Consider the following 15,097-nt stretch of genomic DNA (forward strand, 5'->3'; position numbering starts at 1 on the left):
TCACTCCCCGCCGCGCAGCAGGGAGTTGCCCTCGTGGGTGGCCTCGGGCGGTACGACGTCCAGCTCCAGCCGGCCGCTCGTGCCGTAGAACGCGACCGGGTTGCGCCACAGCACCCGGTCGACGTCGTCCTCGGTGAAACCCTCATCCAGCATCAGGTCGGCGACCCGGCGGGTCTTCAGCGGATCGCTGCGGCCCCAGTCGGCTGCCGAGTTCACCAGCACCTTCTCGGGGCCGTACGCGCGCAGGATCGCCACCATCCGCCGCTCGTCCATCTTGGTGTCGGGGTAGACGGAGAAACCGAGCCAGCAGCCGCTGTCCTTCGCCTCGCGCACGGTCGTCTCGTTGAGGTGGTCGACCAGGACCCGGTCGGCGGGCAGGGCGGACTCGCGGACCACGTCGAGCGTGCGGCGCAGCCCGGCGAGCTTGTCGCGGTGCGGGGTGTGCACGAGCGCGGGCAGGCCGTGGTCCGCGGCGAGCTGGAGCTGGGCGGCGAGGGCCTTGTCCTCGGCCGGGGTCATCGCGTCGTACCCGATCTCGCCCACCGCGACGACCTGGTCCTTGACGAGGTAGCGCGGCAGCTCGTCCAGGACGGGGGCGCAGCGCGGGTCGTTGGCCTCCTTGGGGTTGAGGGCGAGCGTGCAGTGGTGGGCGATGCCGTACTGGGCGGCGCGGAACGGCTCCCAGCCGAGCAGCGAGTCGAAGTAGTCCAGGAAGGAGGCGGGGGAGGTGCGCGGCTGGCCCAGCCAGAACGACGGCTCGACCACCGCGCGGACACCAGCGTCGCGCATGGCCTCGTAGTCGTCCGTCGTCCGGGACGTCATGTGGATGTGCGGGTCGAACAGTCGCATCAGGGGGCCTCCTTGCCGGACTCCGCGAGGGCGAGCACGCGGTACAGGCCGCTGGGGACGGGGCGGCCGGCGGCGGTGCGCTCGGCCGCGAAGTCGGTGAGCATCCGGGTGAGTTCGCCGTCGCCGCGGGCCCGCTCGGCGAGACCGGCCACCGCCTCCACGGGGACATTGGTGAACAGGCACTTCAGTACGGCCTGCCGCCAGCCGTGGGCGTCGAGGTGCCGGGCGCCGTAGGGGCCCACGGCGGCGGCGAGCAGCCGGGTGTCGTTCGTGCGCAGGGCGTCCTCGACGAGGGGGAGCGCGTCGGGGCCGGGGACGAGATGGGGCAGGGCGAGCAGCACGGCCCGGCGTTCGGCGGCGGTGCCCTGCCGGTAGACGCGGGTGACGGCGGTGAGGTCGGCGCGGGCCGTGTGCAGGATCAGGACGCGGGCGGCGTCGGCGTGCCGGCTCCCGCAGCGCCGGCCGGCCTCGGCCAGTCGCAGCTCCCACGTGGAGATCGGGCCGTGTCCGCCGGGATGGCCGGCGGCCTCGGCCAGTGCTCCTCGCAGCCAGGCGCGCGCGGGCGGGTCGAGGTGTGCGTCGAGATGGTCGCGCAGCGCGTCGGGCGAGGGCGCCGCGGCGGCGGTCGAACGGGTCACGAGGTACTCCCTTCGGGCACGGCGGCCGGGGTGTGGGTGGCCGCGTGGCGGAGGAACGGCAGGGAGGCGGCGGCGTGCTGGGGGCCTGCGTGGGAGTGGCGGGGCAGCTCCACGACCGTCAGGCCCCGGTAACCGGTGCCGGCCAGCGCCGCGAGTACGGGCGGGAAGTCGATCTCGCCCTTCCCGAACGGCAGATGGTCGTGCACGCCCCGCCGCATGTCCTCGATCTGGACGTGCCGCAACCAGGGCGCGGCGGCGCGTACGCAGTCGGCGGGCGGCAGCGGTTCCAGGCACTGGCAGTGACCGATGTCCAGGGTGAGGCCGAGCGCGGGCGGGTCGCCGAGGAGGCGGCGCAGGTGGTGGAAGTCGCCGAGCGTCGCGAGCAGGTGGCCGGGCTCGGGCTCGATGGCCAGGGGGAGGCCGACGGCCCCGGCGGCGTCGAGGACGGGAGCGAGCGAGGCGGCCAGCCGCTGCCACGCCGGGCCCGGGTCGGCCGGCGGAACGACTCCGCTGAAGCAGTGCACGGCCGTGGCACCGAGGTCGGCGGCCACCCGTACCGCCCGCAGCAGCAGGTCCACCCGCCGGGCGCGGGCTTCGGGGTCCGGGTCCAGCAGCGAGGGGCCGTGTTTGCGGCGCGGGTCGAGGACGTACCGGGCGCCGGTCTCCACGGCCACGTCGAGCCCCAGTCCGGCCAGGCGCCGGGCGACCCGGCGGGTACGGCCGGCGAGGCCGGGGGCGAGCGGGTCGAGGTGCATGTGGTCGAGCGTCAGCCCGACACCGTCGTACCCGAGGTCGGCCAGCAGGGCCAAGGCGTCGTCCAGCCGGAGATCGGCGAGGCCGTTGGTGCCGTAGCCGAAGCGCAGGGGGTTCACCGGACGCTCCCTTCACCGACCGGCGGCCACACGCGGTGCACCCGCACCTGGCCGGCCGGGGGGTTTCCGGCCGCGCGGGCGGTCTGCCGGCCGGGAGCCGTCGCTGCCGGGGCGGTGGTGTGCAGCCGGGCGCGGGTTGCGGCGGTCCCCCTGGGCGCGTGGGTGGCCCGCGAGGCGGCTGGTGCCGTGACCGGCGCGACCGTGCCGGCCGTGGGGGCGTTTTTGGCCGCGCCGGCGGCCGACGGGCCGGAAGGCGTTGTGACCGCCACGGTGGTGCCGGACCGGACGTGGAGCGTGGAGGCGCCGCCTTGGGCGCTGATGAGGTTCATGTGACGCTCACCCTTCTCGCCGCACGGGCGGCCAGTGGCCCGAGGGCGGCGGTGACCAGGGCCGTCGCACCGGCTCCGGCGCGGGCGGCGAGGGCCGCCTGGAGGGGGATCATGGCGCGGATGCCGGCGCCGACCGCGCGCTGGGTGAGCGGGGCTGACGGGTTGAGGGAGGCGTGGAGGCAGGGGCGTGCCGCGGTCCCGGCGTAGCCGAGGGCGAGGGCGGTGCTGAGCGGGCGGTCGGGCAGGAGCCAGGTGATGGCACCGGTGGCGGCCAGCGCGGTGAGCGGGGCGAGCGGGGACCCGCCGCGGGCCTCCTGGCGCGAGACGGCCGTGACCGCGAGGGTGTGCGTGCCGAGCAGGGCCGCCGACGACAGGGCGGGCCGGACGTGCCCGGCACCGGCGGCGGCGCCGAGCAGCAGGTCGAGGGAGCGGGCGGTGGCCATCGCGGCCGGGCCCGCCGGGGTCCGTTTGAGCAGGAGGTCGTACGACCACACGGTGGCCGCGAGCGGGGTGGCGACCGCCAGCGCCGGGCGTCCCGCGCGGGCGGCCAGGGCGAGCCCGGCGGCCGTGAGGACGCAGGCCGCGGTGAGGGCGGCGGCGGGCCGGATCCTGCCGGACGGCAGGGGCCGGTGCGGGCGTTCCGCGGCGTCCTCGGCACGGTCGGCCCAGTCGTTCAGCGCCATCCCGGCCTCGTACAGGCACAGCGACGAACCGATGGCGAGCAGGCAGGTGCGGCCCGGTCGCGCGGCCACGGCCGCCGCTCCGGCGAGCGCGTCCCCGGGAACGGTGAAAAGGGCGGGCAGCCGCAGCAGTTCGGCCCACGCCCGTAGCCGGACACCGGGCCGCGGCCGACCGGCGGAGGAGCGCGGGAGCCTGCCGTGCGTCCGGCCCGGCACCGGCCGGCCGGGCCGGTACGCGCCACGGCGGTCCGGCGCGCTCGGCGCCGCCGCGTCCGGTTCGTGGGGCGCGGGGCGCCGCGGTCCGCTCGGTTCGCGGGGCAGGGAACCGTGTGGCGCGCTCGGCGCGGGCCGGCCGGGCGCGTGGGGTGCGTGGTCGTGCGGTGCGCTCGGGGGCGGGGCGCCGTCGCGGGTGTCCGGGCCGGGGGTGGGCCGGCGGCTCATGCGGCGGCTCCCAGATCGCGGGCGAAGCGCAGGAGCGCGGCGTACTGGTCGGCCAGGGCCGCCGGGGCGGTGCCCACCGGGTCCTTGAAGTAGAAGGACAGGGCGGTGAGCGGGCCGGTGCGGCCGGTCTCCTGGGCGCGGGCCGTGAGGCGGGCCAGGTCCAGGACGAGGGGTGCCGCCAGCGCCGAGTCGCAGCCCTGCCAGATGGTCTGCAGGACCATGCGGGTGCCGAGGAAGCCGTCGAAGGCGATGTGGTCCCACGCGGTCTTCCAGTCGCCGAGCGCCGGTACCTCGTCGATGTGGACCTCGCCCTCGGGGACCGTGCCGAGCGTGTCGGCGAGGACGCGTTCCTTGCCGGCGTTCTTCGCCGCGGCGGCGGCCGGGTCGGCGAGGGCGGCGCCGTCCCCGCCGCCGAGGAGGTTGGTCCCGGACCAGGCCCGCACGGCGAGCGCCCGCTGGGCGAACATCGGGCCGAGGGCGGAACGCAGCAGCGTCTGCCCGGTCTTGCCGTCGCGTCCGGCGTACGGCAGCCCGCTGGAGGCCGCGAGCCCGGCGAGGGCGGGGTGGTGCAGCCCGGTCGAAGGGGTGAAGTTGACGTAGGGGCAGCCGGCGCGCAGGGCGGCCGCCGCGTAGAGGGAACTGGGCGGCAGGGCGGTTCTACTGGTCGCGGCCGGTTCCGTGGAGGCGACGTTCACGACCACCGCGCGGGCCAGGGAGTGCCGTCGTACGAAGTCGCGCAGGTCCCCGGCGAAGGCGGCGATCAGGTCGTCGGCGTCGCGGGTGTCGCCCGGAAGGGGGCCGCCCGTCCTGATCTCCCGGTCCGCGGCGACGAGTTCGGTGGCGACGGCTGTGGGGAGGCCGGGCGGGAGGACGCCGCCGGCGGCGAGTTGTTCGGCGCGCTTGGGCAGGGGGCAGTCCGTGGTGTCATGGCCGCCGAAGACGAGGGACGACAGCGCGGGCAGGCCGCTGCCGGCGAACGCCGGGCCCTCGGTGACCAGGCCCGTCGGCGGGTGCAGGCCCGCGGTCAGCGCGGCGCAGCCCGCGACGACGCTGGTGGCGACGGAGCCGCGGGCGCCGATCAGCCAGACGCCGACACGGGGGGAACGGGCGGGGGGCGCGGACATGGGCAGCCTCCTTGTCGAGCGCGGACACCGGGAGCGGTGGGGGGATGACGCCGTGTGCGGGAGGGGCGGGGTGGTGCGGAGGTGGTGACGGCGGGCGGGAGTCCGGCGTCTCCCGCCCGCCGCCGTTCAGTGGCCCCTGACGGGCAGTTCCCTGATCCGGACGTCGCGGAAGGACACCTCGTCACCGGTTCCGTGGTTCTGGATGCCGATGTGTCCGTCGGTGAGGCTCCGGGCCGGATCGGTGTTGGTGAAATCGTTGATCTTCACGCCGTTGAGCCAGATCCGCAGGCGTTCGCCCTCGACCCGGATCTCGTACGTGTTCCACTCGCCCGGCGGGTTCAGCGCACGGTCGCGCTTCTTCAGGTCGGCGGAGCGGAAGCCGTAGACGGACCCGGTGGTCTTCTCCGGGACGTCGGTGGCGTCGATCTGGATCTCGTAGCCGTGGTCCACTGCCGACCACGGGTCGTCCGAGGGCGGGAAGCCCACGAACACGCCCGAGTTGTCGTCGCCGGCCACCTTCCAGTCGAGCTTCAGGGAGTACGACCCGAAGCTCCGGCCGGAGTACCACAGCAGGCCCATCCCGCCGGACGAGGTGAGCGTGCCGTCGTCGGCCAGGGTGAAGGAGCCGGGGCCCGCCTGCCGCCAGCCGTCGAGGGAGTCACCGTCGAACAGGCTGGTGTACCCGCTCTCCGGCCGGCAGTCGGCCTGGACCGCGCCGATCGCGTACCGGATCCCGCCCAGCAGGTGTCGGCGGAACTCCGGGTCCGCGTACGACTCCTTGGTGTGGCCGCCGCCGGTGTAGAAGGCCCGGCCGCCCTGGTACTCCTGGCACCAGGCGATCGGATGGTCGCCGTTCATGGTGCCGCCGGCGTACGACGACTCGTCGAGCGAGGCCAGGACGTGGGCCCGGTCCCGGGGGTTGGAGCGGTAGTTGTACCACTCGTCGGTCCGGTTCCAGGCCCGCGCCAGAGCGGACGTCGCCGGGTGGGCGCGGTCCTCGACCCGCACGGTGGCCGGCTGGATCGCCGGGTGCGACTGGAAGTACGCGCCGGCGAGGCCGCCGTAGAACGCCCAGTCGTACTCGGTGTCGGCCGCCGCGTGGATGCCGACGTAGCCGCCGCCGTGGTGGACGTAGTCCTCGAACGCCGCCTGCTGGGCGCTGTCCAGGACGTCCCCGGTGGTCGACAGGAACACCACGGCGTCGTAGCGCCGCAGGGTGGACCGGGTGAACGAGCCCGCGTCCTCGGTGGCGTCGACCGTGAAGCCGCCGCTCTCACCCAGCTGCCGTACCGCGGCGACGCCTTCGGGGATGGAGTCGTGCCGGAAGCCGGCCGTCTTGGAGAAGACCAGCACCCGCTTGCCGTCGTCCGCGTCGTGCGAGGCGGCCGGTGCCGAGGCGCAGCCGAGGAGCAGCGCGGCCGTCGCGACGGCGGTCACTGTGCGCATGCGGTGCTCCTCTCAGCCCGTGGTGAAGGTGAAGTCGTCCATGTCGAACAGGGCTCCGCTGCCGCCCTTGAACACCAGGCAGAGCGTGGTGGTGCCACGCGGGGCGCGGGACAGGCCGGCCTGGACGTCCTGGTAGGTCTCCCAGCCGCCGGTCGCCGGCACGGTCGCCTTGCCGAGCAGGGTGCCGCTCGCCGAGCCGGCCCGGACCTCCAGGGTGCCGCCCGCGCCGCCGGAGGCGATGCGCGCGGTGATCTTCCGGGCGTCGTCCAGGACGTACGGGGTGAAGGAGATCCAGTCACCGTCGTGGATGTCGCCGACGACCTTGCCGCCGTGCGCCGCCTCCTTGGCGATCACCGAGACGCCGGCGCTGTCGCCGAAGTGCTCGGCCTGGCGGTGCCGGGGCTGCAAGACGTTCTGGTCGTGCGAGGTGAGCGCGGCCTGGCCGCCGCCCCCGTTGTCGGTGTACTCGGCGTTGAGCACGCCGAAGATGTTGGCGTTCTCGTCGTGGCCGCCGTCGGCGCTGGTCTGGATGGTGCCGGAGCAGCCGGTGGCGGAGGTGAGCGGGTGGCCGTGGGTGTCGTGGCCGAGGACGAAGGTCACCTTGACCTTGGCGCAGTCGATCCGGCGCCCGTCCTCGGGGTCGGTCACCTTGACGGTGAAGGGAACCGCGTCACCGAAGCTGAACAGCTGCCCGTCCTTCGGGGTCTGGAGCACCACGGTGGGAGCGGTGTTGCCGACGACGATCCGCACGCTGGCGCTGCCGGTGCGGCCCGAGGGGTCCTTCGCGGTCACGGTCGCCGTGTAGGTGCCGTTCTTGCGGTAGGTGTGCCGGGGACCGGCGTCGGCCGACCGGGTGCCGTCGCCGAAGTCCCAGCTGTAGGTCAGCGCGTCGCCGTCCTGGTCGCTGGTGCCCTCCGAGGAGAACTGGACCTTCAGCGGCGCCTGGCCGGAGGTGCGGCTCGCCGCGGCCCGGGCGACGGGCGAGTGACCGTCGGTGGCGTTCTCGATGCGGTACAGCGCCGAGTTCTCGTCGCCGCCGAACCAGGAGACTCCGTAGTCGAGGACGTACAGCGCGCCGTCCGGTCCGAACGCCATGTCCATCACCTGGGTGCCGGTCCAGGGCACGTCCTTGACGGAGCGTACGGTGCCGTCCGCGTCGCTGGTGATGCGCTTGATCCAGCGGCGGCCGAACTCACCGGCGAAGAAGTCGCCGTCGTAGGCCTCCGGGAACTTGACCGGCGAGTCGAGTGCCGGGTCGTAGTGGTAGACGGGACCGCCCATCGGGGACTCGGAGCCGTCGCCGAACTCGGGGACCGACGGACCGTCGTACGGGATCCAGGCGGGCTGGGCCGGGGGCAGGTCGGTCAGGCCGGTGTTGTGCGGGGAGGTGTTCCTCGGGGCGGAGCAGTCGAAGGAGGCGCCGGAGGCCTTGGTGGCGAAGTCGTAGTCGACGTAGGCGTCGTTGGCGCCCGTGCAGTACGGCCAGCCGAAGTTGCCCGGCTTGGTCACCCGGGCGAACTCGACCTGCCCGGCCGGCCCGCGCTTGGGGTCGGCGGCGCCGGCGTCGGGGCCGTAGTCGCCGACGTAGAGGATGCCGGTCTCCTTGTCGACGCTGAACCGGAAGGGGTTGCGGAAGCCCATCGCGTAGATCTCGGGCCGGGTCCTGTCCGTCCCGGGCGGGAAGAGGTTGCCGTCGGGGATGGAGTAGGAGCCGTCGGCGCTGACCTTGATGCGCAGGATCTTGCCGCGCAGGTCGTTGGTGTTGCCGGCGGTGCGCTGGGCGTCGAAGCCGGGGTTGCGGTCCGCGCGTTCGTCGATCGGGGTGTAGCCGTCCGACTGGAAGGGGTTGGTGTCGTCGCCCGTCGACAGGTACAGGTTGCCTGCCGCGTCGAAGTCGATGTCACCGCCGACGTGGCAGCACAGGCCGCGGGTGGTGGGGACGTCGAGGATCTTCTTCTCGCTGGCCGTGTCCAGGGTGCCGTCGGTGCTGAGCACGAAGCGGGAGAGGCGGTTGACGCCGTCGAAGAGGGCGAAGTCGGCGGCGGTGCCGGTCTCGGGCGCGTCGCCCGCCGGGGTGTTCAGCGGGGGCGCGTAGTAGAGGTAGACGAAGCGGTTCGTCGCGAAGTCCGGGTCGACGCCGACGCCTTGCAGGCCCTCCTCGTCGTGGGAGTACACCGCGAGCTTGCCGGCGATCTTGGTGTTGCCCGCCGCGTCCGTCAGACGCAGCTCGCCGTCGCGGGAGGTGTGCAGGACCGAGCGGTCCGGGAGGACGGCGAGCGACATGGGCTCCCCGACCTCCGCCTCGCCCTTGGCGAGGGTGACCTGCTGGAAGTCCTCGGCCGCGGCGGCCGGGTCCTGGTCGGCGACGGCTGCGCCGGCCTGGGGCGAGGTGAGGGTGAGGGTGGCGCCCGCGAGCAGGGCGCCGCCGAACAGGGCGAGTGCCTTGCGCAGGCGTGGTCTGCGGGTTCCCTTGCGGATGGTGCGGTCGTTCCCGTGCACGGTAGGCCTCCAGAGTGGGGCTGGTTGTACGGGGCGGGTGAGTACGCCGGGACGCGCCGTCGTCCCGGAGCCGCGAGTCAACGGACCTGGGCGGTCAGTTGGAGAACGCCGCGTCGAACGACGCCGACGGCGGCTCGAAGTCGTAGGTCTTCAGGCGGGCGAGGGCCTCGGGTGCGCCCTGGAGCCGGTCCATGCCGGCGTCCTCCCACTCCACGGAGACGGGCCCCCCGTAGTCGATGGAGCGCAGCATCCGGAAGACGTCCTCCCAGGGCACGTCACCGTGTCCGGCGGAGACGAAGTCCCAGCCGCGGCGCGGGTCCCCCCAGGGCAGGTGGGAGCCGAGGCGCCCGTTGCGGCCGTCGAGCCGCTTGCGGGCCTCCTTGCAGTCCACGTGGTAGATCCGGTCGCGGAAGTCCCACAGGAAGCCGACCGGGTCGAGGTCCTGCCACACGAAGTGGGAGGGGTCGAAGTTCAGGCCGAACGCGGGGCGGTGGCCGACCGCCTCCAGGGCGCGCCGGGTGGTCCAGTAGTCGTAGGCGATCTCGCCGGGGTGGACCTCGTGCGCGAACCGTACGCCCTCGGCGTCGAAGACGTCGAGGATCGGGTTCCAGCGTGCGGCGAAGTCCTCGTAGCCGCGCTCGATCATCGACTCGGGCACGGGCGGGAACATGGCCACCAGATGCCAGATCGCCGACCCGGTGAAGCCGATGACCGTGTCGACGCCGAAGGCCGCCGCGGCACGGGCCGTGTCCTTCATCCGCTCGGCCGCGCGCCGCCGTACGCCCTCCGGGACGCCGTCGGCCCACACGGCGCCCGGCAGGATGGCCTGGTGCCGCTCGTCGATGACGGCGTCGCAGACCGCCTGGCCTACGAGATGGTTGGAGATCGCCCAGCACCTCAGGCCGTAGGAGTCGAGGAGCTGGTGCCGGGACTTCACATAACCGGGGTCGGCGAGGGCCTTGTCGACCTCGAAGTGGTCGCCCCAGCAGGCGAGTTCGAGGCCGTCGTAGCCGAAGTCGCGGGCGAGCCGGCAGACCTCCTCCAGGGGCAGGTCGGCCCACTGGCCGGTGAACAGGGTGAACGGACGCGGCATGAGGGGCGGCCTCCTTCAGCCCGCGACGGGCGTGTAGACGGAGTTCTTCTCGGCGCTCGCCTCCACCGCCGCCAGGACGCGCTGCACCTGGAGCCCGTCGGCGAAGGAGGGGGTGGGGCGGGTGCCCGCGGCGATGGCGTGGACCAGGTCGCGGGCCTGGTGGACGAAGGTGTGCTCGTAACCGAGGCCGTGGCCCGGCGGCCACCAGGCGTCCAGGTACGGGTGCTCGGGCTCGGTGACGAGGACGCGGCGGAAGCCCGCCTCGGCGCCGGGCTCGGTGGCGTCGTGGAACCACAGCTCGTTCAGCCGCTCCAGGTCGAAGGCGAGCGAGCCGCGCTCCCCGTTGAGTTCGATGCTCAAGGCGTTCTTGCGTCCGGTGGCGTACCGGGTGGCCTCGAAGGAGGCGAGGGCGCCGGAGGCGAACCGGCCGGTGAACACGGCGGCGTCGTCCACGGTGACCGTGCCGGTACGGGCACCGGTGCCGGTCGCGGACCCCGCCGCCAGGCCGCGGCTCGGGCCGCCGGGCAGCGGGCGCTCCCGGACGAAGGTCTCCGTGAGCGCCGACACCCCGGCCAGCGGCTCGTCCGCCAGGTACTGGGCGAGGTCCACGATGTGCGCGCCCAGGTCCCCGAGCGCGCCGGAGCCGGCGTGCTCCCTGCGCAGCCGCCAGGTCAGCGGGAAGGCCGGGTCGCTCAGCCAGTCCTGGAGGTACGTCACCCGGACGTGCCGCAGAGTGCCGAGCCGGCCGTCGGCGATCATCCGCCGGGCGAACGCGGTCGCGGGGACCCGGCGGTAGTTGAAACCGACCATGGCCAACTGCCCCCGGCCGTACGCCTCCTCGGCCGCGCGCGCCATGGTCTCGGCCTCCGCGACGGTGTTCGCGAGGGGCTTCTCGCACAGGACGTGTTTGCCCGCGGCGAGCGCGGCCACGGCGATCTCGGCATGGCTGTCACCGGGGGTGCAGATGTCCACCAGGTCGATGTCGTCCCGGGCGATCAGCGCACGCCAGTCGGTCTCCACGGCCGCCCAGCCGTGCCGCTCGGCCGCCGCCCGTGCGGCGGCGCCGTCGCGTCCGCCCAGCACGGCCAGCACCGGCCGGAGGGGCAGGTCGAAGACGTGGCCCACGGTGCGCCAGCCCTGCGAGTGGGCGGCGCCCATGAAGGCGTAGCCGACCATGCCGACGCGCAGCGGTGGTCTGCCGGCTCCGGGTGCCGCGTCCGGTGCGGCCCTGGGCGCCGTCTCCGGTGCGGCCTCGGGGCCGGCTGGCTGCTGCGGCTGTTCCATGCGCTCGTCCTCCTCGTCGTCGGGGCGCGTTCGTCGTGGCGCGGTGGGGGGTGCGGGCGGGCCGGCTCAGCGGAAGCCGGTGGGCATGTACCGGTCGACGTTGGTCTTGTCGACCACGGCCGAGTAGAGGGTGATGGAGGCCGGGATCTCGAACTCGGCGAGACCGCCGACGCCCTTGCCCTGGCCGAGGGCACGGGCCAGGTCGATGGCGGAGGCCGCCATGGTCGGCGGGTACAGGACGGTCGCCTTGAGCACGCCGTCGTCCTTCTTGATGGCCTGGAAGGCGGCGAGGGCGCCCGCCCCGCCGACCATCAGGAAGTCGTCCCGCCCGGCCTGCTCGATGGCGCGCAGCGCCCCCACGCCCTGGTCGTCGTCGTGGTTCCACAGGGCGTCGAACTTCCGCTGCGCCTGGAGCAGCTGGGCCATTTTGGCCTGGCCGGACTCGACGGTGAACTCGGCCGCCTGCCGGGCCACCTTCTTGATGTTCGGGTAGTTCTTCAGGGCGTCGTCGAAGCCCTGGGTGCGCTGCTTGGTCAGCTCCAGGTTGTCCAGGCCGGCGAGTTCGACGACCCGGGCGTCCGGCTTGTCCTTCAGCTTCTCGCCGATGTAGTGCCCGGCGTTGAGGCCCATGCCGTAGTTGTCGCCGCCGATCCAGCAGCGGTAGGCCTGCGCCGAGTCGAAGATGCGGTCCAGGTTGACCACCGGGATACCGGCGCGCATCGCCTTGAGGCCGACCTGGGTGAGGGCCTTGCCGTCGGCGGGCAGCACGACCAGGACGTCGACCTTCTTGTTGATCAGGGTCTCGATCTGGCCGATCTGCTGCGCGGTGTCGTTGGAGCCCTCGGTGATCTCCAGGGTGACGTCGGCGTACTTCTTCGCCCGGTTCTCGGCGTTGTCGTTGATGGCGTTCAGCCAGCCGTGGTCGGCCTGGGGTCCGGCGAAGCCGATGGTGACGTGCTTGCCGGGCTTGTCGTCGGCGGCCGGCTGCTCGTCCGCGGCCGTCTTCTCGTCCTTCGTCTCATTGCTCGTGCAACCTGCGAGGAAGGCACCGGCGGAGACGGCGGCGGTCCCGAAGAGCAGTCCTCTGCGGCTCGTCAGCTGTGACATGGTGGTGAACCCTTTCCTCAGGTCGTGCTCGCGGTACGGCGCTGGACCAGGACGGCGGCGACGATGATCGCGCCCTTGGCGATCTGCTGGACGTCGCTCTGGAGGTTGTTCAGGGCGAAGATGTTCGTGATCGTCGTGAAGATCAGCACGCCGAGCACGGAGCCGGTGACGGTGCCGCGACCCCCGCTGAGCAGGGTGCCGCCGATGATGGCGGCCGCGATGGCGTCGAGTTCGTACAGGTTGCCGTTGGTGTTCTGGCCGGAACCGGAGAGCACGATCAGCAGGAAGGCGGCGATGCCGCAGCACAGCCCGGACAGCAGGTACAGGTAGAGCCGCTGGCGGCGGACGTCGATGCCGGCGAGGCGGGCGGCCTCGGCGTTGCCGCCGACGGCGACCGTGCGCCTGCCGAAGGTGGTGCGGTTCAGCAGCAGCCAGCCGAGGACCGTCACGCTCGCGAACACCAGTACCAGCGGCGGGACGCCGAGGACGTAGGAGTCGCGCTCACCGAGGCTCAGGACGCCGTCGACGGTCACGATCTGCGTCCTGCCGTCGGTGATCTGCAGGGCGAGCCCGCGCGCCGACGCCAGCATGGCCAGGGTGGCGATGAAGGGGACCATCCCGCCGTAGGCGATGAGCAGGCCGTTGACCAGCCCGCAGCCCAGGCCGACCAGCACCGCCGTGAAGAGGATCCCGGCGAAGCCGTACTCCTGGGTGGCGACCGTGGTCGCCCAGACCGAGGCGAGGGCGACGACGGCGCCGACGGACAGGTCGATGCCGCCGGAGGTGATGACGAAGGTCATGCCGACGGTGACCACGCCGATCACGGACGCCTGGATCAGCACCAGTTGGAGGTTGCGGGTGTCGAGGAACTCGTCCGGCTTGGTGACGCCGCCGATGACGACGAGCGCGGCGAGCACCCCGAGCAGGGAGAGGGTACGCAGGTCGGCGCGGGCCGGCAGGCCGCGCCAGGCGGGGAGCCGGGCCGGCGGTGTCGGGCCGGCCGTGTCCCGGGGCGGGGAGACGTGCTGCGTCATGACGCCGGGCTTCCTTCCATGACGAGGTCGAGGACTCGGTGTTCGTCCAGTTCCTGTGCGGGCGCCGCGTGCACGACGCGGCCCTCGCGGAGCACCAGCACGCGGTCGGCGAGGCCCAGCACCTCGGGCACCTCGCTGGAGACGAGCAGGACGGCGAGGCCCTCGTCCGCCAGCCGGCGCACCACCGCGTACAGTTCGGCGCGGGCGCCGACGTCGACGCCACGCGTGGGCTCGTCCAGCAGCAGCACCCGGCAGCCGCGCAGCAGCCAGCGGGCGAGCACGGCCTTCTGCTGGTTGCCGCCGGACAGGGTGCGCACGGGCACGTCCGGGTTGTCGGGGCGCAGCGACAGCTCCCGGGTCGCGGCCCGTGCGGCGCCGCGCTCGCCGCGCCGGTCGATCCAGCCGCCCCGGGAGAAGCGGGACAGGGAGGACACCGACACGTTCCGCGTGACGGACTCCAGCATCAGCAGGGCCTGCGCCTTGCGCTCCTCGGGCGCGAGTCCGATCCCGGCGCGTACGGCGGCACGGACGCTGCCGGTGCGCAGCCGGCGGCCGTCGACGACGACTTCCCCCGCGGTGGGCCGGCGCGCCCCGTAGACCGTCTCCAGGATCTCCGAACGCCCCGAGCCGACCAGCCCGGCGAGCCCGACGATCTCACCCGGGCGCAGATCGAGGTCGAGCGGCGCGAACTCACCGTCCCGCGTGAGGCCCCGCACCGCGAGGACCGGCTCGGCCTGTGGCGTCCGGGAGGGCCGCTCGGGGAAGACGTACTCCACGGAGCGGCCCGTCATCAGGGCCACGACGTCGCGGGTCGGGGTGGTCTTCGCGGGCAGTCCGCCGGCGACGGCCCGGCCGTCCTTGAGCACGGTCACCCGGTCGCCGATGCGCCGGATCTCCTCCAGCCGGTGCGAGATGTAGACGACGGCGACCCCGTCGGCGGTGAGATCGCCGACGATCCGGAAGAGGTTGTCCACCTCGTCGGGGTCGAGGGCGGCGGACGGCTCGTCCATCACGATGAGCCGCACGTCGTGGGAGAGTGCCCGCGCCATGGACACGATCTGCTGCTGCGCCGCCGACAACTCCCCGACCAGGCGGGCGGGGTCGATCTCGGGATGCCCGAGTCGCTTCAGCAGGGCCGTCGTCGCTGCGCGAGCGGCCTTCCCGCGGACGACGAACCCGGCGGCCGTCGGCTCGTGGCCGAGGTGGACGTTCTCCGCCACCGACAGGTGCCCCACCAGGTCGAGTTCCTGGTAGATGGTGGCGATCCCGAGGCGCATGGCGGTGATCGGGGAGCGCAGGGTGACCGGCTCGCCGCGCCAGTGGATGGCGCCGCCGTCCGGCTGGTGGGCGCCGGCCAGCACCTTGATGAGGGTGGACTTCCCCGCGCCGTTCTGACCGAGCAGGCAGTGCACCTCCCCGGCCTGGACCTCGAGGTCGACGCCGTCCAGAGCGCGCACTCCGGGGAACGACTTGGTGATGTCGGACATGCTGAGCAGCGGTGGTTCTGGTGCCATGTGAGTCCCCTCGGCGGGCGTGCGGACCGGTGTGAGGGCGCAGCGGGGCGAGCGCCCTGCGGCCAGAGAGCGGCGTTACACGAGTAAGTGAGGTGGTGCTGGCAAGGTCGCTGAACGCGGGCGGGGTGCGTGGGCGGAAGGCTGGTCGCCCACGCGGGCGGTGATCGCTGATGAGGCTGAACGTGTG

At 73.6% G+C, this 15,097-nt stretch carries 13 protein-coding genes; 1 reads left to right on the forward strand and 12 read right to left on the reverse strand.

Going from position 1 to position 15,097, the window contains the following annotated elements; genetic code table 11:
• The 3 genes from AB0N63_RS24705 to AB0N63_RS24715 are packed head-to-tail and all read right to left on the reverse strand — an operon-like array spanning nucleotide 1 to nucleotide 2,359.
• Nucleotides 1–849 carry a TatD family hydrolase gene (locus AB0N63_RS24705; RefSeq protein ID WP_365531536.1) on the reverse strand — a complete coding sequence of 283 codons (849 nt, stop codon included), beginning with the start codon at nucleotides 847–849 and terminating at the stop codon, nucleotides 1–3.
• The gene (locus tag AB0N63_RS24710; protein WP_365531538.1) at nucleotides 849–1,487 is read right to left on the reverse strand and encodes an EboA domain-containing protein; all 639 of its coding nucleotides are present in this window, start codon (nucleotides 1,485–1,487) and stop codon (nucleotides 849–851) included. The genes AB0N63_RS24705 and AB0N63_RS24710 overlap by 1 nt, the downstream gene beginning before the upstream one ends.
• Nucleotides 1,484–2,359, reverse strand: coding sequence for a sugar phosphate isomerase/epimerase family protein (locus AB0N63_RS24715; protein ID WP_365531540.1), 876 nt, complete (start codon nucleotides 2,357–2,359; stop codon nucleotides 1,484–1,486). Before AB0N63_RS24715 ends, AB0N63_RS24710 begins: the two co-directional genes overlap by 4 nt.
• Before the next feature lie 186 nt (nucleotides 2,360–2,545).
• On the opposite strand from AB0N63_RS24715, the gene AB0N63_RS24720 reads away from it, so the two are divergent.
• Nucleotides 2,546–2,692, forward strand: a complete 147-nt coding sequence (locus tag AB0N63_RS24720) for a hypothetical protein (RefSeq protein ID WP_365531542.1) — start codon at nucleotides 2,546–2,548, stop codon at nucleotides 2,690–2,692.
• Here AB0N63_RS24720 and AB0N63_RS24725 read toward each other — a convergent pair.
• From AB0N63_RS24725 to AB0N63_RS24765, 9 genes are all read right to left on the reverse strand, one after another.
• Nucleotides 2,685–3,500, reverse strand: coding sequence for an SCO3242 family prenyltransferase (locus tag AB0N63_RS24725; RefSeq protein WP_365531752.1), 816 nt, complete (start codon nucleotides 3,498–3,500; stop codon nucleotides 2,685–2,687). The two genes, AB0N63_RS24720 and AB0N63_RS24725, sit on opposite strands and share 8 nt — an antisense overlap.
• 305 nt (nucleotides 3,501–3,805) lie before the next feature.
• Nucleotides 3,806–4,933 (reverse strand): inositol-3-phosphate synthase, encoded by a 1,128-nt coding sequence (locus tag AB0N63_RS24730; RefSeq protein ID WP_365531544.1) that lies wholly within the window; start codon nucleotides 4,931–4,933, stop codon nucleotides 3,806–3,808.
• A 126-nt stretch (nucleotides 4,934–5,059) separates the two neighbouring features.
• Nucleotides 5,060–6,379, reverse strand: a complete 1,320-nt coding sequence (locus tag AB0N63_RS24735) for a ThuA domain-containing protein (RefSeq protein WP_365531546.1) — start codon at nucleotides 6,377–6,379, stop codon at nucleotides 5,060–5,062.
• 12 nt (nucleotides 6,380–6,391) lie between these two features.
• On the reverse strand, nucleotides 6,392–8,878 hold the full coding sequence (locus AB0N63_RS24740; RefSeq protein WP_365531548.1) for a PQQ-dependent sugar dehydrogenase: 2,487 nt from the start codon (nucleotides 8,876–8,878) through the stop codon (nucleotides 6,392–6,394).
• A 94-nt stretch (nucleotides 8,879–8,972) separates the two neighbouring features.
• Nucleotides 8,973–9,971: a sugar phosphate isomerase/epimerase family protein gene (locus tag AB0N63_RS24745; protein ID WP_365531550.1), complete on the reverse strand. Its 999-nt coding sequence runs from the start codon at nucleotides 9,969–9,971 to the stop codon at nucleotides 8,973–8,975.
• Nucleotides 9,972–9,986: 15 nt separating this feature from the next.
• The gene (locus tag AB0N63_RS24750; RefSeq protein WP_365531552.1) at nucleotides 9,987–11,255 is read right to left on the reverse strand and encodes a Gfo/Idh/MocA family oxidoreductase; all 1,269 of its coding nucleotides are present in this window, start codon (nucleotides 11,253–11,255) and stop codon (nucleotides 9,987–9,989) included.
• A 66-nt stretch (nucleotides 11,256–11,321) separates the two neighbouring features.
• Nucleotides 11,322–12,362 carry a substrate-binding domain-containing protein gene (locus tag AB0N63_RS24755; RefSeq protein WP_365531554.1) on the reverse strand — a complete coding sequence of 347 codons (1,041 nt, stop codon included), beginning with the start codon at nucleotides 12,360–12,362 and terminating at the stop codon, nucleotides 11,322–11,324.
• A 17-nt stretch (nucleotides 12,363–12,379) separates the two neighbouring features.
• The gene (locus AB0N63_RS24760) at nucleotides 12,380–13,396 is read right to left on the reverse strand and encodes an ABC transporter permease (RefSeq protein ID WP_365531556.1); all 1,017 of its coding nucleotides are present in this window, start codon (nucleotides 13,394–13,396) and stop codon (nucleotides 12,380–12,382) included.
• Nucleotides 13,393–14,910 (reverse strand): sugar ABC transporter ATP-binding protein, encoded by a 1,518-nt coding sequence (locus AB0N63_RS24765; protein WP_365531558.1) that lies wholly within the window; start codon nucleotides 14,908–14,910, stop codon nucleotides 13,393–13,395. Before AB0N63_RS24765 ends, AB0N63_RS24760 begins: the two co-directional genes overlap by 4 nt.
• Nucleotides 14,911–15,097 lie beyond the last annotated feature (187 nt).

The organism is Streptomyces sp. NPDC093260 (assembly GCF_040683715.1).
In the GTDB taxonomy this organism is placed as follows: domain Bacteria; phylum Actinomycetota; class Actinomycetes; order Streptomycetales; family Streptomycetaceae; genus Streptomyces; species Streptomyces sennicomposti.

Coding starts and splice junctions, on each gene's coding strand:
- AB0N63_RS24730 (WP_365531544.1), bottom strand. CDS start 4,933: ATGTCCGCGCCCCCCGCCCGTTCCCCCCGTGTCGGCGTCTGGCTGATC.
- AB0N63_RS24765 (WP_365531558.1), bottom strand. CDS start 14,910: ATGGCACCAGAACCACCGCTGCTCAGCATGTCCGACATCACCAAGTCG.
- AB0N63_RS24745 (WP_365531550.1), bottom strand. CDS start 9,971: ATGCCGCGTCCGTTCACCCTGTTCACCGGCCAGTGGGCCGACCTGCCC.
- AB0N63_RS24760 (WP_365531556.1), bottom strand. CDS start 13,396: ATGACGCAGCACGTCTCCCCGCCCCGGGACACGGCCGGCCCGACACCG.
- AB0N63_RS24705 (WP_365531536.1), bottom strand. CDS start 849: ATGCGACTGTTCGACCCGCACATCCACATGACGTCCCGGACGACGGAC.
- AB0N63_RS24755 (WP_365531554.1), bottom strand. CDS start 12,362: ATGTCACAGCTGACGAGCCGCAGAGGACTGCTCTTCGGGACCGCCGCC.
- AB0N63_RS24750 (WP_365531552.1), bottom strand. CDS start 11,255: ATGGAACAGCCGCAGCAGCCAGCCGGCCCCGAGGCCGCACCGGAGACG.
- AB0N63_RS24735 (WP_365531546.1), bottom strand. CDS start 6,379: ATGCGCACAGTGACCGCCGTCGCGACGGCCGCGCTGCTCCTCGGCTGC.